This window comes from Shinella granuli (assembly GCF_004341885.1).
GTDB classification, from domain to species: domain Bacteria; phylum Pseudomonadota; class Alphaproteobacteria; order Rhizobiales; family Rhizobiaceae; genus Shinella; species Shinella granuli.
Genome location: NZ_SLVX01000001.1, coordinates 498248 through 523422, shown reverse-complemented (window position 1 = coordinate 523422; position 25175 = coordinate 498248). Strand labels below are relative to the sequence as shown.

Below are 25175 nucleotides of genomic sequence, written 5' to 3'. Positions count from 1 at the left end.
GATAGTAGGGATTGGTTCGAAATTATTCGAACAATCAGGTGCCCTGTGACCGATACGACGCTCTCCCTGGCGATGCGCAACCTAGCGGGCTTCCGCATCACGCTTGCCGGCATGGCGGTGATGATGGCCGGCGCCAGCGCGCCCTCGCCCTTCTATCCCTCGCTGCAGCAGGAGATCGGCTTTTCGGCGGCAACGCTGACCGGCATCTTCGCGGTTTACACCGTCACGCTGCTGGCCTCTCTGCTCGTCACGGGCTCGCTGTCGGACCATGTCGGCCGGCGACCGGTGATCTCGACCGGCTTTGCCCTGTTGGCGCTGAGCCTGCTGTTGTTCTGGCAGGCGGGCGACGTGGCCGGATTGATCGTGGCGCGGGCGCTGCAGGGCGTCGCGGCAGGCCTGCTGCTCTCCGCCCTGTCGGCCGCGGTGGTCGATCTCGAGCCGAAGGACAGGCCGGGCAGCGCCTCGGTCTGGAACGCGGTCGTTCCGCTGGGCGGGCTTGCCGTGGGCGCCCTCGCGGCAGGCATCCTGATGGACGTGACGGACATGGCGGAAGCGGATGTGTTCGGCACGCTGGTCGCCGCCTATGCGCTGTTTGCCGCTGCGATCTGGCTCATCCCGGAGACCGCGCCGCGGCATGAGGGCGTCTGGGCCTCGCTCCGGCCGCGAGTCGGCATACCGGCCACCGCCGCCAGCTCCTTCTGGCGCAGCGCGCCGGCCGTCATCGCCGGCTGGGCGACGGGCGGGCTCTACCTCTCGCTCGGCGCGCCGATCATCCGGCACGTCTTCGGCGCGAAGGATCATGTGACCCAGGCCAGCGTGATCGTGCTGCTCTGCGCCGCCGGCGCCGTCGCCTGCTATGTCGCGCGCGGGCATTCCTCGCGGCGGGTGACGCTCTACGGAACCGCGGCGCTTTCGATCGGCACGGCACTGACGCTCGCGGCGATCGGCTGGCAATCGCTGCCCGCCTATCTCGCGGCCCTGGTGATTGCCGGAACGGGCTTTGGAACCTGCTTCTACGGCGTGCTGCGCTCGATCGTTCCGACCGTGCGTCCGGACGAGCGCGGCGAACTCTTCGCCTCGCTGTTCACGCTGAGCTACCTCGCATTCGGCCTGCCCACCCTGCTCGCCGGCATCGCGGTCGGCATCTTCGGGCTGACGGCGACGACGCTGGCCTACGGCACGCTGATCGCCCTGTTCTCGGCGACGGCGGGTCTGTTGCGAAGGTTCGGCACATCGGATTGAATTTGCCCGGCCAGGCCGGCGCCGTCTCCTGCCAGGCCGTCGATGATGCCGGAACCGTCAAGGCCCCGCGCCGACGCGGCTTTCGAAGCCGTGCCGCACCAGAAGCTGCTCCGCATGGTCCGACATCAGGAAATCGCGCAGGGCAACGGCTTCGTCCGCCGCCCCGTTGCGAAGCACGAGGCCATATTCGATATTCGGCGAATATTCGGGCGGGATGTCCACGATGCCAAGATCCGGATCTTTTTCATGGAGACGGGCATTCGAGGCATAGCCGAGGAAAAGATCGACCGCGCCGCCGGCGATCAGAGCGGCCGCGCTCCGTCCCGCCGGCGTGTGACGACCGCCGACCAGTTGCAGGGCGCGGGTCTTGAGCGCGTCGCCAAGGCCCGGATGGCAGATCTCCAGTCGGTCGAACATTTCGAACGCATAGTCGCCCGACGGGTCGTCGCCCGGCGTCGACGTGCCGATCCGGGTCGAGGGAGCCGAAAGCACGGTTACGAGATTTTCCATGGTCAGCCCGAGGCCGGCGCGCGCGAGGATGACAAGGCGATTGCGCGCGAAACAGATCGCCTCCTTCGCCAGTCCGATCGAAACGAGATGCCGCGGATGAGCCATGTTGGCGGACGCGAAGAGATCGAACGGGTCCCCCGCCTCGATCCGTTCGCGCAGCAGCCCGGCGGGTCCCAGCGACAGGGAGACCGGAATGCCGGTGGTTTCCTCGAAGGCGGCGGCGATGTCCGGCAGGGCATGCCGCAGGCTGCCGGCAGCGAGGATTCGGACGGGCTCAGCCATGGCGCCCGCTCCTGCGCGCCCGTTGCCGGAAGAGCGGCACGAAAGCGGTCTCCTCCCGGTCGCCGCTGCCGAGCCGTACCGCGCTGACGGGAACGCCATAGAGCGATTCCAGGCTCGATTCCGTCATGACGACCTCCGTCGGGCCGAAGAGGGTCTGCGTGTCCGGAAGCATCAGCAGGACCCTGTCCGCGATCGCCGTGGCATGGTTCGGCTGGTGCGTGGTGAAGGCGATCGCCAGCTTCTGGCCGTCGGCCAGCCTGCCGAGCAGGGAAAGCACGATGTCCTGGTTCTTCAGGTCGAGCGCGGAAGCCGGTTCGTCGAGCAGCAGGACGTCGTTCTCGCCGGCCAGCGCACGGGCGATCAAAACGAGCTGGCGCTCCCCGCCGGAGAGCGACCCGATGCTGCGTGCCGCATAATCCGCCATGCCCGTGGCATCCAGCGCCGCCATCGCCTTCTCGACATCGGCGGGGCCGGGCGTGCCGAAGAGCGCGATGTGCCGGGCACGCCCCATCAGCACGATGTCCAGCACCGAATAGGGAAAGGCGCCGGAAAACTCCTGCGGCACGAAACCGGTGCGCGGATTGCAATCGACGACACCGGAGGTCGGCTTCAGCAGCCCGGCAAGCACGCGCAAGAGCGTGGATTTGCCGCGGCCGTTCGGACCGAGGATGGCGGTGATCTCGCCCGCGCTGAGGCCGAGGTCGAGCGCGCGGAACTGCCAGCGCTCGCCGTCGTAGGAATGACCGGCCTTGTCGAGGCGGAGCATGACGAGGTCAGAGGCCATGGTTGCCCCGCTGCGTCTGCCGCAGCACCAGCGCGAAGACCGGCGTACCGATCAGCGCGGTCAGGATGCCGAGCGGGATCTCCGTGCTGGTGGCGGTGCGGGCCACCGTGTCGATCACCAGCAGGTAGAGGGCGCCCGTGATCAGCGAGGCCGGCATCATCACGCGATGATCCGGCCCGACCAGCAGGCGCGCCATATGCGGCACGACGAGACCGACCCAGCCGATGACGCCGCTGACGGCGACCTGCGCGGCGACGATGCACGAGACAAGCACCAGCACCAGCCAGCGCAGCGGCTCGACGGGGACGCCGAGGGTGCGGGCGTCCTCGTCGCCCATCGACAGGAGGTTGATGCGCCAGCGCAGGCCGATCAGCAGCAGGCCGCCAAGCACGACCGGCGCGGCGACCAGCAGAAACTTGTCCCGGTTCGCCGTGGCGAAACTGCCGAGCAGCCAGAACACCATGGCCGGAAGCTTGTCCTCGGTATCGGCGAGATATTGCACAAGGCTCACCAGCGCGCCGAAAAAGCCGGTGACGACGACACCGGCGAGGACGAGCGCAAGAATGTTGCGGCGCGCGACGATGCCGTTGAGGGCGTAGACGAGGACGATGGCCGACAGTCCGAAGGCGAAGGCCGAGGCGAGAAGCCCATAGCGCGGGAGACCGAGGAGGATGGCGAGCGTGCCGCCGAAGGCGGCGCCCGAGGAGACGCCGACCACCTGCGGCCCGACCAGCGGATTGCGGAACACGCCCTGCAGCGCCGCGCCGGACAGGGCAAGCCCCGCCCCCGCCAGCACCGCCATGAGAATGCGGGGCAAACGCACCGTGAACACGACATTCGCCTCCATCGGCGTGACGGCGATATCCGGCGGACTGACGGGCGCAAGCAGGATGGCGATCACGCGTAGAAAGGGAATGTCGTAGCGGCCGATGCCGAGCGCGGCAACGGCGGTGACCGCCAGCGCGATCACGAGAAGGACGATCGTTGCCCGGGCCGGCCGCCGCGCGGCACCCTCACTGCTCATTGCGCGGCGCGGTAGTCGGTGCGGTAGAACTCCTTGTAATAGGCGTCCGCCTCCTTCTGCATGTCGATGTCGGCGAAACGCTCCGGATAGAGCGTCTTCGCCATCCAGAGTTCGCCGAGCGCCATGGCTTCCGGCATCGGATAGCCCCAGGCCTTGGCATATTGCGGCATCAGGTGGATGCGGCCGTTCCTGACGGCGTCGATCGTCTGCCAGGATGCCGTCGTCTTGATCTCGTCGACCACGGCCGGATAACGCTCCTGCACGAAGATGACCGACGGGTTCCATTTGAGCACATCCTCCATCGTCACCTGCTTGAAGCCGGCAATCTCGTTGGCGACGTTGCGGGCGCCGGCGCGCTCCATCATCAGCCCGGTATATTTGCCGCGGCCATAGGTCGAAAGATCCGGATTGGCCATGTAGACCGGCACGCGCTGATCCTCGGGAATGTCGGCAAGACGCTCGGCGACGAGCGCACGGGTCTTCTTGGTGACCGCGATCATCGCCTCGCCCTTCTCCTTTTTATCGAGGATGTCGGCGATCAGCCGCACGCCCGCGGCAAAACCGGCATCGATCGCCGCCGGCTCGTCCGCGACGCTCGGGTTCATCTTGACGGCCTCTTCCGGCGGCACGTCGAGCAGCGAGATGGCGACGACGGCAAGCCCGGCATCCTCGATCTGCTTGACCATGTCGGCCGGCGCATAGTTCGTGACGAACACCACGTCCGGCTTCAGCGTCAAGAGCTCCTCGATGTTCACCTTGGTCAGGCCGCCCGGCATGGCAAGGTCCGGAAGGTTCGGCGCCAGCCGCACATAGTGCGCGCCGAGCTGCTTCTTCCACTCGTCGAGCACGCCGACGACCTTGTCCATTGCATCGAGCTGCACCGCGATGTTGAGGGTCTGGTGCTGCAGGATGACGACGCGGTTCACCTGATCGGGAACGTGCACCTCGCGGCCGATCTGGTCGGTGACGACCCGATCGGCCCAGGCGGGCGTGGCGAAGAGAAGGCCGGCGATCGCGAGCGCGATCTTCGGGGTTGCGGCAAGGCGAGCGAGCATGAAGAAATCCTCCCGTTAAGGCGCAGGGATAGCAGGTAGCCCCGGCAAGCGACAACGTTATATTTTCAGAAATATTACGTTGAGCGGCTTGCGGGAAAATGCCGGCAAATCTGGAGGTGTTTTCCCGGTTTGCATGGTAGTCACCGGGTGGCCCGGCATATTATGGCGCGCCGTCAACACACCAGCACAGGAGAACCCGATGAAAATCAGCGCACGCAACCGCCTCAAGGGCAAGATCGTCGAAGTGACCAAGGGCGCGACCACCGCCCATGTCCGCATCGAAGTCGCCGGCGGTGCCATCGTCACCGCGTCGATCACCAACGAATCCGTCGACGAGCTGGGCCTTGCCGTCGGCGGCGAGGCCTATGCGGTCGTCAAGGCGTCCGACGTGATGGTCGCGGTCGACTGAAACCTGCCTGGAAGATCGCTTGCCGCGACGCAAAGCGCGGCGAGCGGTCTCCTCACCAGCCCCGCTTTCCGGCGATCAGCAGCCACAGGAAGAAGGGCGCGCCGACCGTGGCCGTGAGAATGCCGAGCGGCACCTCGATGGCGGCGATGGAGCGCGCCAGCATGTCGACGACGAGGAGATACGCCGCCCCGAGCAGCATGGCGGCCGGCAACAGGCGGCGGAAATCCGGCCCGACGAGCATGCGGGCGATGTGCGGGATGACGAGGCCGATCCAGCCGATGATGCCCGTCACGGAGACCGTCGCTGCCGTCACCAGCGTCGCGCCGGCGATGAGCACGATGCGGGTCTTGCGCGTATCGATGCCGAGCGCGCGCGCCTCCTCCTCGCCGAGCGTCAGGATGTTCATGCGCCAGCGCAGCAGCACCAGCGGCACCAGGCCGACGACGACGGCGGGCAGGACGGAGACGACGTCGAAGCGGGTGATCGCCGTCATGCTGCCGAGCAGCCAGTAGGTGATGGCCGGCAGTTGATCGTAGGGATCGGCCAGCACCTTGATGAGCGAGATGCCGGCGCCGATCAGCGCCTGGATGGCGATGCCGGCCAGCACCAGCGTCAGCACCGGGTCCCGCTCGCGCACCAGCGCGCCGATGCCGGCGACGACAAGCACGGCCATGAGCCCGCCGGCAAAGGCGGCAAGCTGGATGGCGAGCACCGGCAGCGACAGAAAAATGCCGAGCACCGCCCCGAGGCTGGCGCCGACCGAGACGCCTAGCAGGTCCGGCGAGACAAGCGGATTGCGGAACAGCCCCTGATAGGTCGCCCCCGCCGCCGCCAGCCCCGCGCCGACGACCACCGCCGCCATGACGCGCGGCAGGCGCACGTTCCACAGCACGGTGGCAAGCAGCGGGTCCGTCGTCTCGCCCGTCACGAGCTGCCGCAGGGCCGAAAGCAGCGGCCGCGGCCCGTCGCCATATTTGCCCACCATCATCGACAGGAGGACCAGCGCGAGAAGGCCGCCAAGGCCGAGCCCTGCCGCCAGCCGGCCCGGCAGGGCGCGCACCCGCATCTACTTCGCCGCGCCTTCCCCGAGCAGCGTCCCGAGCTGTTCGTCGCTGAGCTCCACCTGGTAGAACAGCTTGAAGAAGGTCCGCACCTCCTCGTCGAGCGCGGCGGGAAACACGTCCGGATAGAGCGTGTGCTCCAGCCAGGCGACACCGATCAGGCGGTTGATGCCGGGCGGGGAATCGATCCAGCCGAAGGGCAGCGTCGGCGTCGCGTGGATGCGGCCGGCCTTCACCGCCTCCAGCCCCGCCCAGAGCGGATCGTCCTTCACGGCTTTCGCGAATTGCGGCGAGGCGGCGAGGATGACATCCGGCTTCCAGGAGAGCACCTGCTCCAGCGAGACCTGGGTGAGCCCGCCCGCGCCCGCGGCGGCCGCGACATTGCGCGCGCCGACCGCCTCGAGGATCTCCATGTTGATCGAGCCGGCAAGACCCGTTTCCAGCCCTTCCGCGCCGCGGCCGTAATAGACCGATGGGCGCCTGTCTCCCGGAAGGCCCGCAAGGCCTTTTTCCAGGGCGGCAAGCGTCTCGTCCGCATAGGCCGCCAGCGTTTCCGCCCGCACCTCGGCGCCGAGCAGGACACCGGCCTCGCGCAGCATCGCCCCGGTTCGGGCAAAGGCACCGTCGACGAGCACATAGGGAATGCCGGTCTGCGCCTGCACCTTGTCAGCGAGCGAGGCATAGGTCGGGTTCACCGTACCCACATCGATGATGATGTCGGGCTTGGCCGCCAGCACCGCCTCGATATTGGCCGTGCCGCCCTTGCCGGTCAACTGGCCGAAGGTCGGGAGGTCGCGCGTGGCGGGCAGCAGGAAGGCCTTCTCCTCCGCCTTCGGTTCGCGCACCCAGCCGGCAAGTTTTTCCGGCGCCAGCACGTAGACGAGCACCGAAGCCGGCGGGCCGGCGGCAAGCACCCGCTCCACCTTGTCCGGAATATCCACGACGCGCCCGGCCGCATCGGTGATCGAGCGCGCCGCAGCGGGCAGGACCGAGAGGAGCAGGGCAAGAAGAACGGCAAGGCAGCGCAGGGCCGGCATGAATCTCTCCCACGATATGTTCCGGGGAATATATCCGTGCTTTGCGTCCACATGGCAACAGCGCGGATCCTCGCACGCGCCCGATCAGCCGGCAAAACCCTGCCAGACCGGCAGGATGTCGACGAGTTCGCCCGCGCCGATCTCCGCCTCCCCGGGCTGGAGAAGGATCATGACATCCGCAAGCGCGAGAAAACGCAGGCCCGCCGATCCGGCATGAGGCAGCGGCTCCACCGTCGTCGCCCCGCCCTGCGGATCGAAGCGGAAGCGCCCCAGGCGCACATCGATCCGCCCGACGGGCCTTGCGAGCGGACGATCGACCGGCAGGCGCAGGAAGCCGCCGTCATTCGCCGGCCGCCCTTCGAGCCGCGCGAGGATCGCCCGGCCCACCAGCGCGAAGCCGACGGCGGCGGCAAGCGGGTTTCCAGGCAGGAGGAGGATCGGACAGTCGTCGATATCGCCGAAGCCGATCGGCTTTCCCGGCCGCATGTCCAGCTTCCAGAATTCGAGAAAGCCGCGGCGGGCGACGATTTTTGTCAGGTGATCGGCAAAACCGACCGACGCGCCGCCGGACGACAGCAGGAGGTCATGATCGGCCGCCGCCTCGACGAGCCGCGCAAGGATCGCCTCCGGGTCGTCCCGCGCAATGCCGAGATCCGTCACCTCGGCGCCGGCCGCAAGCAGCATGTGTGACAGCATGGGGCGGTTGGTATCGAAGATCTGGCCCGCCGCCAGCGCACCGGGATTTTCCACGAGCTCGTCGCCGGTGGAAAGCACGGCCACCTTCGGCCGGGGCGCCACCAGGACGGAGCGCAGGCCAAGGGCGGTGAGGAGCGCCATCTGGGCCGGACCGATGCGCATGCCGGCCCTGAGCAAGGTGTCACCCCGCGAAACGTCCTCGCCGACATGGCGGATATGCGGCCTGGCGCCGGCCTGCACGAGAAGGCGCACCGTGTCGCCATCGACCGCAGCGGCTTCCTGCACGACGATGCGGTCGGCCCCCGGCGGGACCGGCGCACCGGTCGTGATGCGCGCCGCCTCGCCCGCGCGAAGCTCGGGCACGGTGGCCTCGCCCGCCGTGATCGTCTGCGCGATCCTCAGAACGGCCGCCCCGTCGGGACCGATATCGCCGGAGCGGATGGCAAAACCGTCCATCGCGGCATTGTCGAAGCGCGGCAGGAAGACGGATGCGACGATATCCTCCGCGAGGACATGGCCGAAGGCAGCGGACAATGCCATCCGAACGGCCGGTAACGGCGTTTCGATATAGCCGGCGATGAAGGCCCGTGCGTCCTGCAGCGATTTCGGTGCATCCTCGGTCATGCGCTGCTCCTACGCCTTCACGTAGGCGAAGGCCCGCCGGCCCGATTTCAGGGTCACCTCGACGCGCTTGTAGTCCGAGACCTCATAGGCATCCGCCGCCGCCAGCTCTCGCGCGGTGATGCGAAAGACCTTGCCCGGCACTTCGTCTGCGGCTGTGCCCGAGGGCACGACGAGCGGATGAAAGCGCTCGCCGCTCCGGCGCAGCACGTCGGGATCGGTGATCTCGACCATGTCCTTGCGATAACCGGTCATCGCGTCGTCCTCCCCGTCGAGCAGGCGGCCGAAGGAGGAGAGCTGGACGCTTTTCAACTGCAGCGTGCCGTAGGAAAACAAGAGGATATCGGCGGGTTCGGTCATTCCAGGGGCCTTTGCACGACGGGTCATTGCGAAAGCGCGGAACGTCTTTCCCGTTGACAAGACGGCCGCGGTCGCCTTTTCGGTGGCGCGCTGTATTCGCAACGATATAGCGATGACAATGCCTCTACAAACCGAATCCGTCCCTCATGGCCGAATGACGACCGCCGCGCCGCCGCCCGGGGACTGCTGCCCATGATCATCCGCCCCGGCCCCATGCGCCGCCGGCGTTCAGGCCGCGTTCGAAACATTTCCTGGGTCAGTGGCAGGCATCGCCCTGATCGGCTGAAGCGACCGTTCTGGCCGGATGTCTATTCGGCGGCCATCGCAAGCGGGGCGTAGGCTCCGGCTGCGCCCTCCTCGCTCTCCGCCGGCTCCGGGTTTTCGCCCACCTTCTGCCGCTCCCGGCCGAAGAACAGCGCATAGCCGGCGGGCAGGACGAGGATGGTCAGCACGGTTGCGACCAGGATGCCGCCCATCATCGCATAAGCGAGCGGCCCCCAGAAGACGCCGCGCGAGATCGGGATCAGCGCTAGCACAGCCGTCAGCGCGGTCAGCATGATCGGCCGGAAGCGCCTGACCGCGGCGCCGACGATCGCCTCGGCGCGCGCCACGCCCGCGGCGATGTCCTGGTCGATCTGGTCGACGAGGATGATGGAGTTGCGGATGATGATGCCGAGCAGCGCGATGACGCCGAGGATGGCGACGAAGCCGAAGGGCGCGCCGCTGACCAGCAGGGCCGCCGCCGCGCCGATGATGCCGAGCGGCCCGGTGGCGAGCACCAGCATCGCCTTGCCGAAATGCTGGAGCTGCACCATCAGGAGCACGACGATGACGAGCAGCATGACCGGTGCCTTCGCCGCGATCGAGGCCTGGCTTTCCGCCGCATCCTCGGCCCCGCCCTGGATCTCGATCCGATAGCCTTCCGGCAGCCGGTCGCGCAGGTCCTGCATGCCGGCATGGAGCCGCATGGCGACGTCGTTGGCCTGCACGCCGTCGGGCAGCGTCGCCCGCACGGTGATCGTCGGCAACCGGTCGCGCCGCCATTCGATACCGGGTTCGAGCACCGGCACGACGCGGGCGACCTGCGACACCGGCACGAAGGCGCCCGTGTCGGTCGGCACATAGACCGAATTGACGGCCGACAACAGCGAGCGGCTCTCCGCCGGCTCGCGGGCGATGATCGAGATGGTCTCCTCGCCGTCGCGGAACGTATCCAGCGGCACGCCGGTCATCGCCGCCTGCAGCATCTGGCGCACGCGCTGCGAGGTGACGCCGAGCGCGCGGGCGCGGTCCTGGTCGATCACCAGGCGCATGGCCGGCACCGGCTCCAGCCAGTCGTCATGCACGGCGCCGAGCAACGGTTCGGCGTCGAAGCGCGCCTTCACCGCGTCGGCGATCCGGCGCACCTCGGCGCGATCCGGCCCCATGACGCGAAGCTGCACCGGCCAGCCGGTGGGCGGGCCGAGGAACAGGCGGTCCACCTTGGCGCGCACCGAGGGGAAGTCGGCGGCGAGGATGGTGCGGAGTTTCGTGATCAGCCGCTCGCGGGCCGGCTCGTCCTTCGCCATGACGAGAAGCTGGGCGAAATTCGGATTGCGCAATTGCTGGTCGAGCGGCAGGAAGAAGCGCGGCGCGCCCTCGCCGATATAGGTGGCGATGAAACGCTTGTCCCCGTCGTCCATCATCCGCGCCTCCAACGCCTTGGCCTGGGCTTCGACCTCCTTGATGCTCGTGCCCTCGGGCAGCCAGAGATCGACGAGGATTTCCGGCCGCTCGGACTGCGGGAAGAAATTCTGCGGGATGAACTGGAAGCTCCAGAGGCTGGCGGCGAAGACGGCGAGCGTCAGGGCGAGCACGGCGACGCGGTGGCGCACCGCCCAGCCGACGGTCGCACCGAGGCGTCGGTAGAAGGGCGTATCGAAGACGTCGTGATGCCCGCCGGCATGGCGGCGCTCCTTCAGGATCATGTGGCCGAGCCAGGGCGTGAAATAGACCGCCACGAACCAGGACACGACCAGCGCGATGCCGACCACGAAGAACAGCGAGCGGACATATTCGCCGGCGGTCGATTCGGCAAAACCGACCGGGATGAAGCCCGCCGTGGTGATCAGCGTGCCGGTCAGCATCGGGAAGGCGGTGGACCGGTAGGCGAAGCTCGCCGCATCGAGCTTGCCGAGCCCCTCTTCCAGCTTGCGCTCCATCAGTTCCACGACGATCATCGCGTCGTCCACCAGGAGGCCGAGCGCGATGATCAGCGCGCCGAGCGAGATGCGCTGCAGGTCGATGCCGAGCTGGTACATGACGGCGAAGGTGGCGGCCAGCACCAGCGGAATGGTGATGGCGATGACCAGCCCCGAGCGCCAGCCGATCGACAGGAAGGAGACGACGAGAACGATCAACAACGCTTCGCCGAGCGCCTTCATGAACTCGCCGATCGCGTCCGTGACCACCTCGGGCTGGTTGGCGATCTGCTCGATCTCGACGCCGTAGGGCAGCGCCTGCTCGAAGCGGCGGTAGGTCGCCTCCACCTCCGCGCCGACATCCGTCACCTTGAATCCCTTGGCCATGACGACGCCGATCTGCACGCTGTCCTTTCCGTTGAACCGGAACTTGCGCTCGTAGGGGTCTTCGAGGCCGGCCGTCACCGTGGCGATGTCGCCGAGCCGCGTGACGCTTTCCCCGGCACGAAGGCGCAGCTCCCGGATGTCCTCGACCCGCGTGACGTCGCCCGCGACGGAGATGCGCACGGAGCGCGTGCCGGTGTCGACGGAACCGGCCGGATCGACGCTGTTCTGCCCCCTGATGGCGTTCTGCACGTCCATCAGCGTCAGGCCGCGCTCGGCCAGCACCTTGGACGAGATGTCGATATGGATCGCCTGCGGCTGGTCGCCGATGACGACAGCCTTCTCGACGCCGGGTGTCGTCAGCAGCATGTCGCGCGCCTCGATGGCGAACCGCTTCAGCTCCTGATAGGAATAGCCCGCGCCGCTCACCGAATGCAGCGTGATGAAGGTGTCGCCGAATTCGTCGTTGAAATAGGGGCCGAGCAGGCCCGGCGGCAGGTCGCCTTCGATATCGCCGACCTTCTTGCGCACCTGGTAGAAGGCGTCCGCGACCTCGTCGGCGTCGGTGTCACCCTTGACCTGCAGCAGGATGACGGCGCTGCCGGCGCGCGTGTAGGAGCGCACGAAATCGAGATGCGGCGTTTCCTGCAGCTTGCGCTCGATCTTGTTGACCACCTGGTCCTGCATGTCCTCGATGGAGGCGCCCGGCCAGACGGCCTGCACGACCATGACGCGGAAGGTAAAGTCCGGATCCTCGCTCTGGCCCATGCGCAGGAGGCCGAAGCCGCCGGCGACGATGATCAGCGCGAAGAGGAAACGCGCGATGCTCGGATGGCCGATCGCCCAGCGCGACAGGTTGAAACGTGTCTTCTCGCTTGCAGACGCCGTCATGGCCGCCTCCATCGGGTTCGGGGAAGGTTTCCGGAGCGCCGTCTAGGGCAGCTTCACCTTCATGTTTTCCTGCATGAACTGCGTGCCGGCGGCGACGACGAGGTCGTTTTCCGCAAGGCCCTTCGATATCCGCACGCCGTCCGGCCCGAAATCGGCCACCTCGACGGCGCGGGCATGCACGGTCGCGCTCGCAGGGTCCGCCACCCAGACGATCTTGCCGCCATTCTTCTCGGCCAGCGCCTCCAGCGGAACGGAAACCAGCGGCGCGTCCGCGCCCACGCTTGCCCTGATCGTCGCCGTCATGCCGAGCAGGATGCGCGGATCGTCCGGCAGGCTGACGCGCACGCCGAATGTCCGCGAGCGCGGATCGGCGCTGCCGGCGATCTCGCGCACCTTGCCGTCCAGCTTCAACGTGTCGTCGGTCCACAAGCCGACCTCGACCGCCATGCCGGGTGTGAAGGAGCGGATCTCCGTTTCAGGCACGGCGACCTCGATCTCCTTCTCGCCGTCGACCGCCACCGAGACGACGGGCGTGCCGATGGCGACGACCTGGCCGCTATCCGCGCCGATCGCGGTGACGATGCCGCTGCGATCCGCCCGCAACTCCGTATAGCCGACCTGGTTCTTCGCCTGTTGCAGCGAGGCCGCCGCCGCATCGCGCGTCGCGATCGCCTGGTGATGGGCGAGCACCGCTTCGTCCAGGGCCGACTGCGAGGCAACGTTTTTCGCCGAAAGCCGCTCGGCGCGCCCGCGCGTCAGGGCGGCCGTCTCGACCTGTTTTCCGGCCGCCGCGAGGCTCGCTTCGGCGGCCGTCACCGCGAGCGTGTAGTCGGTGGCGTCGATCCGGGCGAGCAGGTCGCCGGCCTTCACGCGGTCGCCGATATCGACCGCCCGCTCGACGAGCTTGCCGGCCACGCGAAAACCGAGATCGGCCTGTCTGCGGGCCTTCACGGCACCGGAATACTCCACCACCCGCGCCGTCTCCGCCCGGCCGATCTCGACGAGCTTGACGGGGCGTTCGGCGGCGGGGACGGTTTCGCTCTGCGCTTCGGTGCAGGCGGCAAGGGTCGCACCGAGCGCGGCGACGAGCGCCAGCCTTGCCAGCGTACCCCTGAAAGAAAACTGCAACGCCATCATGGCATCAACTCCCATTGCCGGTTGGTTGCGTCATCTCAGTGCCCTGAGGGCGAATTCGATCAGCTCCTCGGGCGTCGCGCGGTTGGCCTTGCGCGCGCACTGGGCCACCATCTGCGGGTGGCACAGCATCGCGGTGCCCGCGCCGAAGCATTTCGCCGCGACATCCACATCGCGGTCGGCGAACTCGCCCGCCACGATGCCTTGGCGGATGATCTCCGCATAGACGGCATGGACCTGATCGATATGGCGCTCGATGACATGCCAGTCGCGCTCGATGGCGACGATCACCATCTCGTGCACCTTTTCCTGGTCGAGCATGGTTTCGACCGTCACGCGATGCTGCTCGGCGATGCAGCGGCGCAGGCGCTCCTCCGCCGGGAGCGGCAGCCGCGCGATGCCGGAAAGAGCCTCAAGCACCGCCGCCAGCATCCGGCCGCAGATCGCCTGGTGGATTTCGACCTTGGAGGCGAAGAACCGGTAGATATTGGCCGGCGACATGCCGAGGTCGCGGGCGATGTCGGCCACCGTCGTCTTCGAATAGCCGTAGTGCCGGAACAGCCGCTCCCCCGCCTCGAGAATACGCTCCACGGTGTCCTGCCGGTCGGGTTCCAACACTGCTTCCCCTGTCTCGCTCATGGCCTTGCCCATCGATTATGAATTACGACTGACGATTTTAGAATTTCGTCAGTCGTAATTCAAAGGCCTTCACATGTCAATCTTCACGAGCGTCTGTGAAACGGCGATCGATCGTGCGGTCCCTGTCCGGGATGCCACACCGGGACATGATCATCTGGACGGATAAGCAGCCGGCACGCTTTTGGTCAGCACCGCGTTATCGTCAGTTCATTCGGCCACGGATGGGGCTCCAGCGGCCTTCGAGCGTCATGGCGCAAGAAAATGAAAAGACTCGGCATTCCACGATCGCCGGCGGGACGGCGAACACCTTCGCATAGGCGCACCTTGACCGGGCGCGCGAAGAGAAAATCAAGCTGATGTCGGAGGTTTCCGGGCACTCTACGGATGAGTCGATCATCCGCAAGCACCATCTTGCCGGCCAAGAGGTCATCGATGCCATCGGCCGGGGAACAAATCGGAAATGAAATTGTAAAATTTCCGATTTGCTGTAAAATGCGGGTTGGTAGAATTCCGCTAAGTAATTGTATTTGGTGGGTGATCACGGGCTCGAACCGTGGACCCGCTGATTAAGAGTCAGCTGCTCTACCAACTGAGCTAATCACCCACTTGACCGCTCCAGCGGTCTGACGGGGCGTATAAAGGCCTTCGTGGAGCTTGTCCATAGCGATCCGGAAAAAAATGCGTTTGCGGATAAATTTCTTCCGCAGCGCAAAAATCCGTCACAAATCCAGCACCCCGGATGCAATGCGGATGGCCTCGCCGCCGATGCGCGCGCCGGCGATCGCCCCACCCGCGATATCGAGATGCAGGTGGATGAACGAGGGGCGGCCCATTTCGACGCCCTGCTCGATCAGCAGCGGATGGTGGCCGTCCACCAGCTTGTCGAAGAAGTGGATGGCGCCGGACATGGCGGCGACCGCGGCCCCCGTCGCCGGATCCTCGGCGATGCCCATGTCGGGCGCGAACATGCGGGTATGGAAGCGGGCGACGTGATTGACCCCGCCGCGGCAATAGAGGTAGGCCGAGGCAAGCCGCCCCTCGGCGAAGGGCGCGCAGCGCTCCCAGAGCGCCGGGTCGAATTCCACCGCGGCGGCCGCCGCAAGGTCGTGCACCGGGATCATCACGAAGGCGACACCAGCGCTCCACAGCGAGGGAACGTGATTCTCGAAGCCGATCTGGCCGGGCTTCAGGCTGAAGGCATCGGCAAGCGCCTGCCGGTCGAACGCGGCCTCCAGGCGCGCCGCCTTGCGCGGCACGTCGAATTCGGCAAAGGCGGCCTTGCGCGCGCCGAGTTTGACCGCGCAGCGCACCGGTCCGACATTTTCCTCCAGCACGCTGACGAGATCGCGCGGCACGGCCGCGTCCCCCTCGCCCGCCTCGGCAATGGCGATCGCCGCGCCCACCGTCGGATGGCCGGCAAAGGGCAGTTCCCGGCCGGGCGTGAAGATGCGCAGGCGCGCGCTGTGCGCCGGGTTTTCCGCCGTCCTGACGAAGACGGTCTCGGAAAGATTGAACTCGCCGGCAATCCGCTGCATCGTGCCGTCGTCGAGATCGTCGGCGTCGAAGACGACGGCCAGCGGATTGCCGGCAAGCCGCGTGTCGGTGAAGACGTCATAGATGGCGTAGCGACGGGACAAGGCATTCTCCCTGTTCAGTTTTTGCCCGAGAGCATTTTGCTAGAATTGCCCGAGGCCCATCCCGCGGGCAAGGGAAAATGACGCCGCCCGCCGCCCGGGCACTTCGCCGACGGCCGCAAAGCCGGGGCTTCACAGATCGAGCGTCATCACGACGGGGCAATGGTCGGAGGCCTTCGGCCGGTCCCAGCCGACGCGGGGATACCGCTCCACCTCCTGTCCCGGCGGGAAGGGCGTGCGGAAGGGCTGGCCGGCGCGGATGATGTCGGGAACGCGCTGCGCGTTGCGCTCGGCAAGCGAGGGCGAGAGCCAGATATAGTCGAGCTGGCAGAGATGGCGCTCCTCCGGCCCCCGGCTGTGATAGAGCGTCCAGCGATCGTCCACCGGCCGGCGCAGCATCGGATTCACGGCGAAGCCGTCCGCGCTGAAGGCATCGAGCGCGCTCACCGCCTCCTTGCGGGGGATGAAGCGAAAGCCGCTGCGCTTGTCGCCCTCGATCGCCAGCTTCTCCTGATAGTCGTTCATGTCGCCGCAGATGGCGAAGGCCTTGCCCGCCGTATGGCCGGCGCCGAAGCGATCCTCGATGATCCGGCGCACCGCCTTCGCCTCGGCCATACGCACCGGCATGGTCGACTGGCGCCCGTCCATGCCCTCCCTGCCCGGTCCCATCGACTTGAAATGCACCACATAGAGCGTCAGCGGCCGGCCGCCGATGCGCAGGTCCATCTCCAGGCAATCGCGCTTGAAGATCCTGTCGTCCGGATTGAGCCCCTGCCCGAGATCCGGCGTATGGAGGTCGAAATCGCGATAGGTGACCGCGGCATGGCTGCGGATGTCGACGCATTCGATGCGCTGGCCGTCGCGTGTTTCCTCGCGCATCAGCACGGAAACGTCGATGCCGCGGCTGTCATTGCCCTCGATCAGGTATTTCTGCCGGTAGCCGTTGCCGACCATGCGGAAGAGATAGCCGTATTCGAACGCCTGCAGGGCCGCCATGTTGTCGGTTTCCTGCAGGCAGAGGATGTCGGCATCCGCATCGGCGATGGCAAGCGCCGTATGCTGGCGGGTATCGTCCGTATGCGCGATGGTGCGCGCTTCCTCCAGCCGCTGGTATTCCGCCTCGTTGCGGATATCGAAGAGGCGCAGCACACGGTCCTGGCGAAGCTGGTTGCGAAAGCCCGTGAAATCGAAACGGGTCATGAGGTTTTCGATATTGAAGGTGGCGAGGCGTAGCGACATGGGGGCTTTCAAGGGTCCTTCCGGCAATGCCGGGCGAGTGTAACCGGCTGACCGGCAATGGAAAGCCGCTTTTCGTCCCACCACCTGCCATTGCCGGAATAAACCGGCTTGCCATGCCGTTATCCAGTACGGATGATGCGCATCCGGTGGCGGGCGGAGGATCGCTCATGGCTTTTGTTTCCAGCATCGTGCGGGCGTTCGTGGCCGCGTGGCTCGCCCTGCTGCTTCTTGCCTGCCCACCCGCCCGTGCCGCGGAAAGCTACATCACCAGCCCCGGCGAGGCCGCCCGTGCGGTGGGGCGCGTCGCCGAAGCGCTCGGCAGGACGCCGCAGGTGCACACGATCCGAATCACCGAGAAGGAAGTGAACCTCGTCGTCCAGGGGGCTGGCACCGGCGACGTGGACGAATGGCGGGTGCGGCAGGCGCCCCGCCTCCTGTTCTTCGAAGCGGAGATCGTCAGCGGCCCCTCGGCACGGTCCGCGCCGGCCATGGTCGCCGATCTGGCGAGCGGCCTCTTCCCGCTCGACGCGATCCCCCTTGCGAAGGCCGACCAGGTCGCCACCCGCGCCATCGGCTATGCCAGGCTGGAGGGCGGCGGCGCGGTGCAGTCGATCGAGATATCGAAGCGCGTGAATCTTTTGCCGACGCCCTCCTACGGCGATATCCGCTGGGCGATCTACGTCGCCTCGCCGCGCGAAAGCGCCACGGTCTATGCCGATGCCGCCGGCACGATCATCGGCGGCGACCTCTCCAACACCAACCGCGCCCGCCAGATGGATTTCTTCAGGGACGAGGACTGGCCGAAGGAGGCCGCGCTGGAAAGCCTCGCCTCCGTCATCGGCAACAAGCCCGTCGTCCGCGATCTGACGATCTACCCGAAATCCGTTCAGGTGAAAGCCGACCATCCCAGCCTGCCGGAAACCACGGTCGGCTATTCCTGGGATATTTCCGGCGTCACGCGCTCGCCCATCACCTCGCCGATGTTCCCGGGCACATCGGCCCTGCCCGGCTTTTCGATCGGCGATGTCGACCTCTCGAAGCTCACGATGATCCGCGACAAGGCGAAGGCGGCCTGGCAGAACGACAAGTCGACGATGAGCTACATGATGCTGAAACTCTCGACCGACGGGCCCGGCAAGCCGGAACTGCGCTGGGTGGTGAATCTCACCGATCTCGGCCAGCCGGGTGAAATGACGCTGTTTACCGCCAGCGGCACCGTGGAGCTGACGACGGACGGCACGGTGCGCGTCGCCAACCTGCCCGACGCCCGCAAGCCGAAGCGCAACTGGCTCGACCCCGCCATGACCTGGCAGACGTTCGGCTCGATCGGCGAGCAGTTCGGCAAGAACGCCCGCTTCGCCGAAATCACCGTCAGCAAGGATTCGATGAGCCTGCTTGCCGAAGTGCCCGACACGCCCGGCACCATGCGCGATTACAACGCCAACGACCGCGGCATCACCGCATCGAGCATGATGATGCCCTGGGATGCGGAATTCCGGCCGGAGCGGCTCTTCCGCATGGAGGACCTCGCCTTCTTCTCCGCCGAAAAGCTCGGCGAACTGACGGCGCGGACCTTCACCCGCCTGCAGGTCGGCACGGAAATGGCGGTGGCGCGCTACACCTTCTCCATCGGCCAGCTCATGTCGCCGGACGGCAGATTCATGGTGCCCTCGCCGGACGGCAAGGTGACGCTCGAAATCCGTCTGGAGGCCGCCGACGGCTGGAAGGGCGGGCGCATCACCTATTCCTCGACCGGCGAGGAAATCGACATCGTGATGCCGTAGGCCTCACAAGGTCGTCAGCAGCAGGCTGGTTTCCGATTTCGAGACGCCGTCCATGGCGCGGATGCCGCGCAGCACCCGCTCGAATTCCACGAGATTGTCCGCATGGATCTCCGCCACGAGGTCCCAGGCGCCGTTCGTCGTGTGCAGGGCGCGCACTTCCGGCAGGCCGCGCAACGCCTGGATGGCGGCAAGCGTCTTCTGGCCGGTGATCTCGATCATCATGATGGCGCGCACGGCATGCGGATCATCCGCCTCAGTCACGCGCACGGAAAAGCCGGCGATGACCCCGTCGCGCGTCAGGCGCTCGATCCGGTTCTGCACCGTGCCGCGCGAGACCTTCAAGTCCTCCGCGAGAGCCGAGAGCGAGGCGCGGCCATCCTTGCGCAGGAGGGCCAGGAGCTTGCGGTCGATCATATCCATCATACCTGCCGAATTGTCAGCCTTCGCTGGCGAAACGGCAATAGGACCTGCAATTTTTCCAAAAAATTGCCGTTTCGTCTGCCGTCGTCCTTGGCTAGCCTTGTGCTTCCCTCAATGCAACCGCTTTCGGCAGGCCCCATGACGAACGACACCGCACATGCCATCGCAACCGCGCGAGCCCGCGACCTCTCGCTCCTGATGACCCGCTGGCCGAGCGTGACGGGTTCGCCGGACGAGGCGCATTTTTCACAGCAACTGCGGGCGCATCTTGCCGAAACGCCCTATTTCACCCGCCATCCCGACCAGCTCTTCACCGTGGACAGCCATGGCGAACCGCTGACGCGGAGCGTCGCAGCGCTGGTGCGCGGCAGCGGGCGGCGCACGGTGGTGCTGGCGGGCCATTTCGACACCGTCTCGATCGCCAATTACGGCACGCTCGCGCCGCTCGCCTGCGATCCGGAACCGCTGACCGAGGCGCTTGTGAAGGAGCTGAGAAGCCGGCCGCTGAACGCCGCGGAAGCCAGGGCGCTGACGGATTTCGAAAGCGGCGACTTCATCGCCGGGCGCGGCCTGCTCGACATGAAGAGCGGCCTTGCCGCCGGCATCGCGGCGCTGGAGCGTTTTGCCGGACTGGAGGCCAGGGAGGGCAACATCCTCTTCGTGGCGACGCCCGACGAGGAGAACCGGTCGCGCGGCATGCGCAGCCTGCGCAATGCCCTGCCGGAGATCGCCCGGCGCTTCGACCTCGACATCGTCGGCGGCATCAACCTCGATGCCTCGAGCTGCGAGCGAGATGGCGCGGAAGGCCGCGCGGTCTATCTCGGCTCCATCGGCAAGTTCGCGCCCTTCGCCTTCGTCATCGGCCGGCCGACCCATGCCGGCTATCCGTTCAACGGCACGAGCGCCCATCGCATCAGCGCCGAGATCGTGCGCGCCATGGATACGGTGCCGGAGCTGAGCGACGAGGCCTTCGGCGAACGCTCCCCGCCGCCCGTCTGCCTGGAGGCGCGCGACATCCGCGACGGCTACGACGTGACGACACCGGATCGCGTCTGGCTCTCCTTCAACTGGCTGACGCACCGGCGCAGCGCCCGCGATATTCTCGGCGACTTCCAGGCCATCGTTTCCGATGCGCTGGAGACCGCGCTTCGAGCGCAGGACGACCACGCCACCCGCTACCGCGGGCGCGACGCCGGGAAGACGGAAGGGCTCGTGCTCGACTATGCCGAACTGCTGGAGCGGGTCACCGCGCGCGGCGGCCATGCGGCGCTTGCCCGGCTCAAGGCCCTCGACGACTCGCTTGCCGGCAGCACCGATCCCCTGAAGGTCAGCCGCGAGATCGTTTCCGCCGCGGCGACCGAGGCCGGCATCGAAGGGCCGGCGGTGATCATCGGCTTCGGCAGCCTGCATTATCCGCTGGTGCATCTCGACCAGTCCGAGGCCGGCCGCCGGATGCAGGCGCGTCTTCAGCCCGTGATGGAAAAGGCCGCAGCGCGGCACGGCACCTCGATCAAGTTCAAGCAGATCTTCGCCGGCATTTCCGACATGAGCTTCTTCGGCCATCGGCCGGAGGCCGGCGAGACGGGCCTGCTGACCGCCAACACCCCCTCGGCGGCCTTCACCGATGACGCGCCGGACGGCCTGCTCTCCTTCCCGACGGTGAATATCGGCCCCTGGGGTCGCGACTATCACCAGAAATGGGAGCGCGTGCATGCGCCCTATACGTTCGGCGTCTTACCGGACCTGGTGTTCGCATCGGCGCTGGCCTGCCTTGGGGAATAGGACCTAACGCCCCTCATCCGGCCTGCCGGCCACCTTCTCCCCGCAAGCGGGGCGAAGGAATATGGCGCACCCGCTTCTCCAACCAATGCCCGTTCGTAGGGCACGTCCCCTCTCCCCGCTTGCGGGGAGAGGGCTGGGGTGAGGGGCAAACCCCACCCGCATCGCCCCCCCCATTCAGGCCGCAAGGCGCTCGCTGGCGAGCAGCCGGCCGAGGCGGGAAATGCCTTCCTCGATCGTCGCATCGTCGGCGCAGGAGAAGCTGAGGCGCAGCGTGTTCGCGCCGCTGCCATCCGCATGGAAGGCCTGGCCAGGCACGAAGGCGACCTTTTCCGTCTCGATGGAGCGGGCGAGCAGCTTTGCCCCGTCCATGCCGGCCGGCAGCGTGACCCAGACGAACATGCCGCCTTCCGGCTTCGTCCAGGTAACGCCCTCGGGCATGTATTTCTGCAGGGCGGCGAGCATGGCGTTGCGGCGCGCGCTATAGGCCGCCTTGATCTTCGCCACCTGCGCATCGAAACCGCGCTCGGCGACATGGGCGATGGCCATCTGGTTGATGGTCGAGGAATGCAGGTCCGCCGCCTGCTTCATCAGCACGAGCTTGCGGATGACGGGCGCGGCCGCGACGATGTAGCCGACGCGCAGGCCCGGCGCGAGCGTCTTGGAGAAGCTGCCGCAATAGATCGTGCGCGCCGCGTCGATGCTGCCCTTGCGGGCGATTTCCAGCGCCAGGATCGGCGGAATGGCCTCGCCGTCATAGCGCAGCGACTGGTAGGCGGCATCCTCGATGACGGGAATTTCCAGCTCTTCGGCGAGGTCGAGCAACCTTTCGCGGCCCGCCCGGTCGACCGTCTCGCCGGTCGGGTTGGCGAAATCGGCGGAGAGATAGGCGAACTTGACGCGGCCGCCGGCCTCCGCCGCCGTCGCGCGATAGGCATCCGGCGTGCGGTTGCCGGAAAGGTTCAGCCGGTCGTAGGTCGGCTCATAGGCGTTGAAGGCCTGCAGCGCGCCGAGATAGGTCGGCCAGGTGACGAGCGCGGTGTCCTTGGGCGAGAGGAAGAGCTTTCCGAGATAATCGAGGCCCTGCTGCGAGCCGGAGACGATGAAGACGTTTTCCGCCGTGCAGGCGATGCCGATCTTGCCCATCTCGCCGGCGAGCCAGTCGCGCAGCGGCTTGTAGCCCTCGCTGACGGAATATTGCAGGCCCGCCGCGGCGCTGTCGCCGGACAGCACGTCGGCATAGGCGGCGGAGAAGGCTTCCTTGGGAAACAGCGCCGGATCCGGAATGCCGCCTGCGAACGAGATGATGTCGGGCCGTTCCAGGAGTTTCAGCAATTCACGGATTTCGGACGCCTTCATGCGCGACGCACGCGTCGCGAAGGCTTGTTCCCATTTGAACATAGGGGTTTCCTCGGGCTTGTTGTTTGAACGCACCTCATCACGGCGCGGTTTTTATGTCAATAATGCTGACCTAAATATTCGCACCAATAAAAGACACCGGCGACCCAAGGTTTCGCGCGGATCTAATCTCGCCGGAGCGCCCATGCCCCGGCAGCCGTTTCAGGCGCCCATGGCGCTCAGGTGGCGCGATCGCTGTAAAGGCTGAGCAGCACCAGCGTCGCTATACTGCCGAGGATCAACAGATCGAACCAGGCGAAGTATTGGATAATGGTGGACATCGCATTTTCCTCCCGATACCGGAACGAAACACGCGCGTATTTTGTTCCTGTTCGCCCTCCGGCGCAAGTTCATTACTTGCTGCACTGCAAGAGAGAGGAAGGATGCACTGCATTATTTCAGGTAGCCTGAAATAGAAAGCCGGGCGGAAATCCGCCCGGCCCCTGCCTCTGCAAAGGCAGAAGCAATCTGTTGACGGCCTTGTCGGCAAGCCGTTAGTTGACGGCCTTGTCGACCAGCTTGTTCTTGCCGATCCACGGCATCATGCCGCGGAGTTTCGCGCCGACTTCCTCGATCTGGTGCGAGTCGTTGTTGCGGCGGATACCCTTGAAGCGGGCGCCGCCGGCCTTCCATTCCTGCATCCACTCGGAGGTGAACTTGCCGGTCTGGATGTCGTGGAGGACGCGCTTCATCTCGGCCTTGGTCTCGGCGGTGATGATACGCGGGCCCGTGACATATTCGCCCCACTCGGCCGTGTTGGAGATCGAGTAGTTCATGTTGGCGATGCCGCCTTCATAGATCAGGTCGACGATCAGCTTCACTTCGTGCAGGCACTCGAAATAGGCCATTTCCGGCGCGTAGCCGGCTTCGACCAGCGTTTCGAAACCGGCGCGGATGAGCTCGACGAGGCCGCCGCACAGGACGACCTGCTCGCCGAAGAGGTCGGTTTCGCACTCTTCCTTGAAGTTGGTCTCGATGATGCCCGAACGGCCGCCGCCGACGCCGCAGGCGTAGGAGAGCGCGAGGTCAAGCGCGTTGCCGGAAGCGTTCTGGTGAACGGCGACGAGGCAGGGAACGCCGCCGCCCTTCTGGTATTCGCCGCGAACCGTGTGGCCCGGGCCCTTCGGCGCGATCATGACGACGTCGACCGAGGCCTTCGGCTCGATGAGGCCGAAATGGACGTTGAGGCCGTGCGCGAAGGCGATGGCCGCGCCGTCGCGGATGTTGCCAGCGATCTCGCCCTTGTAGATGTCGGCCTGGAGCTCGTCCGGGGTCGCCATCATCAGGAGGTCGGCCCAGGCGGCGGCTTCGGCGACGGTCATGACCTTGAAGCCGTCGGCTTCGGCCTTCTTGATGGTCGGCGAGCCGGCCTTGAGGGCGATCACGAGGTTCTTGGCGCCGGAATCCTTGAGGTTGAGGGCGTGGGCACGGCCCTGCGAGCCGTAGCCGACGACGGCGACGTTCTTCGCCTTGATGAGGTTGAGATCGGCATCACGATCGTAATAGACGCGCATCGATGGTTCCTTCCCTTCGCTAGTCTGTTTGCGTTGAACCGGCGGGTTGCTGCCGGCTTATCCTTTCGCGCCATGAAGCGTCAGGAAGGCGTCGACCGCCTTCTCCGCGCGGGGCGAGAATTCCTTCTTGAGCGCTGCGGCATTCTCGCCGAGCAGCATGCGCAGATGCATGTCGGAGACGATCAGGCCGTAGAGCGTGCCGTATGCCTCGTCCGCACTGTCAAAGGCAAGCAGCTTCGCCTTGCGGCCCGCCTCCAGGAGAGCGGCGGCACGCTTGCTGATCTGCCGGCGGCCGCGCTCCTGCAGGAGGCGGCCGAGACCGGCGCCCTCGCGGCTCGCCTGGCCGATGGCAAGACGGTTCAGCGCCAGCGACACATCGCCGGAAAGCACGTCGATCAGGTCGCAGGCGAAGGCGATGAGGTGCTTGCGCAGCGTCTCGGCCGTCAGCGCGCCGGCGCTCACCTCGACCGTGCGCACCTTGCCGGCCTGGTAGGTGATCATCGCCGAGATCAGCCCGTCGCGGTCGCCGAACCACTTATAGAGGCTTTCCTTCGAACAGTTCGCCGCGCGGGCGACACCGGCCGTCGTCAACGCCCGCTCGCCGCCCTCCACGAGCAGGCCCAGCGCACGCTCCAGCACCGCGCCCTGACGTTCCGTCAGTCCCGCGGCCGCAGCCCCCGCCTTTGCCTGTTCGAACCCCTGCAAGATATCCATCCATCCGATTGCGTACCGTACCGTACGGTTCGGCTCCTTCTAGCGATCTCCGCACGGCCGGTCAACAGCCTTCTGCCAATGAAGGAAAGATAAGTGATTTGCCGTGCTAAATCCCGTTTCGAACCGCGACATCCGGCATGCAATAATCGCTGCAATGCACAATGAAGTCGAAATTTTCTTTCCGCTATGTCGCTGATTTGAAACATATCTCTACGCCAAACCGGCAAGAGGCCCGCCCGGCACAAAATTTTTCGCTTCCCAATCCGTTTCCGCTTGTTAAGATTTGTGAGACCTGCGGTGCAGCAGGCCGTTCGCATCACGCGTCGGCACGCCGGCATCGGGGCTCTTAGTCAGGAGTATGAAGCCAATCGCCCTTACGCCAAG

At 66.4% G+C, this 25175-nt stretch carries 21 protein-coding genes and 1 tRNA gene; 4 read left to right on the top strand and 18 right to left on the bottom strand.

Features of this window, described 5'->3' with window-relative positions; all coding sequences use genetic code 11:
* The first annotated feature begins 45 nt into the window (after positions 1-45).
* Positions 46-1242 (top strand): MFS transporter, encoded by a 1197-nt coding sequence (locus tag EV665_RS02460; protein ID WP_210234597.1) that lies wholly within the window; start codon positions 46-48, stop codon positions 1240-1242.
* Positions 1243-1299: 57 nt separating this feature from the next.
* Here the strand turns inward: EV665_RS02460 and EV665_RS02455 are convergent, their stop codons facing one another.
* Genes EV665_RS02455 through EV665_RS02440 form a run of 4 tightly spaced genes read right to left on the bottom strand, consistent with a single transcriptional unit; the run spans position 1300 to position 4897 of the window.
* Positions 1300-2034, bottom strand: a complete 735-nt coding sequence (locus EV665_RS02455; protein ID WP_133032949.1) for a molybdate ABC transporter substrate-binding protein — start codon at positions 2032-2034, stop codon at positions 1300-1302.
* On the bottom strand, positions 2027-2818 hold the full coding sequence (locus EV665_RS02450; protein ID WP_064330415.1) for an ABC transporter ATP-binding protein: 792 nt from the start codon (positions 2816-2818) through the stop codon (positions 2027-2029). The genes EV665_RS02455 and EV665_RS02450 overlap by 8 nt, the downstream gene beginning before the upstream one ends.
* A complete protein-coding gene (locus tag EV665_RS02445; RefSeq protein ID WP_133032948.1) occupies positions 2808-3842 on the bottom strand; it encodes a FecCD family ABC transporter permease in 1035 nt (344 codons plus the stop codon). Before EV665_RS02445 ends, EV665_RS02450 begins: the two co-directional genes overlap by 11 nt.
* Positions 3839-4897 (bottom strand): ABC transporter substrate-binding protein, encoded by a 1059-nt coding sequence (locus tag EV665_RS02440; protein WP_133032947.1) that lies wholly within the window; start codon positions 4895-4897, stop codon positions 3839-3841. The genes EV665_RS02445 and EV665_RS02440 overlap by 4 nt, the downstream gene beginning before the upstream one ends.
* Positions 4898-5096: 199 nt before the next feature.
* On the opposite strand from EV665_RS02440, the gene EV665_RS02435 reads away from it, so the two are divergent.
* Positions 5097-5306, top strand: coding sequence for a TOBE domain-containing protein (locus EV665_RS02435; RefSeq protein WP_064330418.1), 210 nt, complete (start codon positions 5097-5099; stop codon positions 5304-5306).
* 52 nt (positions 5307-5358) lie between these two features.
* Here EV665_RS02435 and EV665_RS02430 read toward each other — a convergent pair whose 3' ends face one another.
* The 10 genes from EV665_RS02430 to EV665_RS02380 all read right to left on the bottom strand — a co-directional run bounded on the left by EV665_RS02430 (position 5359) and on the right by EV665_RS02380 (position 17182).
* Positions 5359-6372 (bottom strand): FecCD family ABC transporter permease, encoded by a 1014-nt coding sequence (locus EV665_RS02430; protein WP_133032946.1) that lies wholly within the window; start codon positions 6370-6372, stop codon positions 5359-5361.
* Complete coding sequence (locus EV665_RS02425) at positions 6373-7404, bottom strand: iron ABC transporter substrate-binding protein (RefSeq protein ID WP_133032945.1); 1032 nt, start codon at positions 7402-7404, stop codon at positions 6373-6375.
* Between the two features lie 84 nt (positions 7405-7488).
* Complete coding sequence (locus EV665_RS02420; RefSeq protein ID WP_133032944.1) at positions 7489-8724, bottom strand: molybdopterin molybdotransferase MoeA; 1236 nt, start codon at positions 8722-8724, stop codon at positions 7489-7491.
* Positions 8725-8733: 9 nt separating this feature from the next.
* On the bottom strand, positions 8734-9081 hold the full coding sequence (locus tag EV665_RS02415) for a gamma-glutamylcyclotransferase family protein (RefSeq protein WP_133032943.1): 348 nt from the start codon (positions 9079-9081) through the stop codon (positions 8734-8736).
* Between the two features lie 308 nt (positions 9082-9389).
* Positions 9390-12536, bottom strand: coding sequence for an efflux RND transporter permease subunit (locus EV665_RS02410; RefSeq protein WP_133032942.1), 3147 nt, complete (start codon positions 12534-12536; stop codon positions 9390-9392).
* Between the two features lie 42 nt (positions 12537-12578).
* Entirely contained in the window at positions 12579-13673 is a 1095-nt protein-coding gene (locus EV665_RS02405; protein WP_133032941.1) for an efflux RND transporter periplasmic adaptor subunit, read from the bottom strand.
* A 30-nt stretch (positions 13674-13703) separates the two neighbouring features.
* The gene (locus tag EV665_RS02400) at positions 13704-14309 is read right to left on the bottom strand and encodes a TetR/AcrR family transcriptional regulator (RefSeq protein WP_133032940.1); all 606 of its coding nucleotides are present in this window, start codon (positions 14307-14309) and stop codon (positions 13704-13706) included.
* A gap of 528 nt (positions 14310-14837) precedes the next feature.
* Positions 14838-14913, bottom strand: a tRNA-Lys gene (locus EV665_RS02390).
* A 115-nt stretch (positions 14914-15028) separates the two neighbouring features.
* A complete protein-coding gene (locus EV665_RS02385; RefSeq protein WP_133032939.1) occupies positions 15029-15946 on the bottom strand; it encodes a PhzF family phenazine biosynthesis protein in 918 nt (305 codons plus the stop codon).
* 129 nt (positions 15947-16075) lie between these two features.
* Positions 16076-17182, bottom strand: coding sequence for an endonuclease/exonuclease/phosphatase family protein (locus EV665_RS02380; RefSeq protein ID WP_133032938.1), 1107 nt, complete (start codon positions 17180-17182; stop codon positions 16076-16078).
* Between the two features lie 167 nt (positions 17183-17349).
* On the opposite strand from EV665_RS02380, the gene EV665_RS02375 reads away from it, so the two are divergent.
* Positions 17350-18966, top strand: coding sequence for a hypothetical protein (locus EV665_RS02375; protein WP_133032937.1), 1617 nt, complete (start codon positions 17350-17352; stop codon positions 18964-18966).
* Between the two features lie 3 nt (positions 18967-18969).
* Here the strand turns inward: EV665_RS02375 and EV665_RS02370 are convergent, their stop codons facing one another.
* On the bottom strand, positions 18970-19386 hold the full coding sequence (locus tag EV665_RS02370) for an Lrp/AsnC family transcriptional regulator (protein WP_133032936.1): 417 nt from the start codon (positions 19384-19386) through the stop codon (positions 18970-18972).
* 138 nt (positions 19387-19524) lie between these two features.
* On the opposite strand from EV665_RS02370, the gene EV665_RS02365 reads away from it, so the two are divergent.
* On the top strand, positions 19525-21168 hold the full coding sequence (locus EV665_RS02365; protein ID WP_245507633.1) for a M20/M25/M40 family metallo-hydrolase: 1644 nt from the start codon (positions 19525-19527) through the stop codon (positions 21166-21168).
* Between the two features lie 174 nt (positions 21169-21342).
* Here EV665_RS02365 and EV665_RS02360 read toward each other — a convergent pair whose 3' ends face one another.
* The 3 genes from EV665_RS02360 to EV665_RS02350 all read right to left on the bottom strand — a co-directional run bounded on the left by EV665_RS02360 (position 21343) and on the right by EV665_RS02350 (position 24782).
* Positions 21343-22566, bottom strand: coding sequence for an aminotransferase-like domain-containing protein (locus EV665_RS02360; protein ID WP_064330428.1), 1224 nt, complete (start codon positions 22564-22566; stop codon positions 21343-21345).
* Between the two features lie 491 nt (positions 22567-23057).
* A complete protein-coding gene (gene ilvC / locus EV665_RS02355; RefSeq protein ID WP_064330429.1) occupies positions 23058-24077 on the bottom strand; it encodes a ketol-acid reductoisomerase in 1020 nt (339 codons plus the stop codon).
* Between the two features lie 57 nt (positions 24078-24134).
* A complete protein-coding gene (locus EV665_RS02350) occupies positions 24135-24782 on the bottom strand; it encodes a TetR/AcrR family transcriptional regulator (RefSeq protein WP_245337385.1) in 648 nt (215 codons plus the stop codon).
* Between the last annotated feature and the right edge of the window lie 393 nt (positions 24783-25175).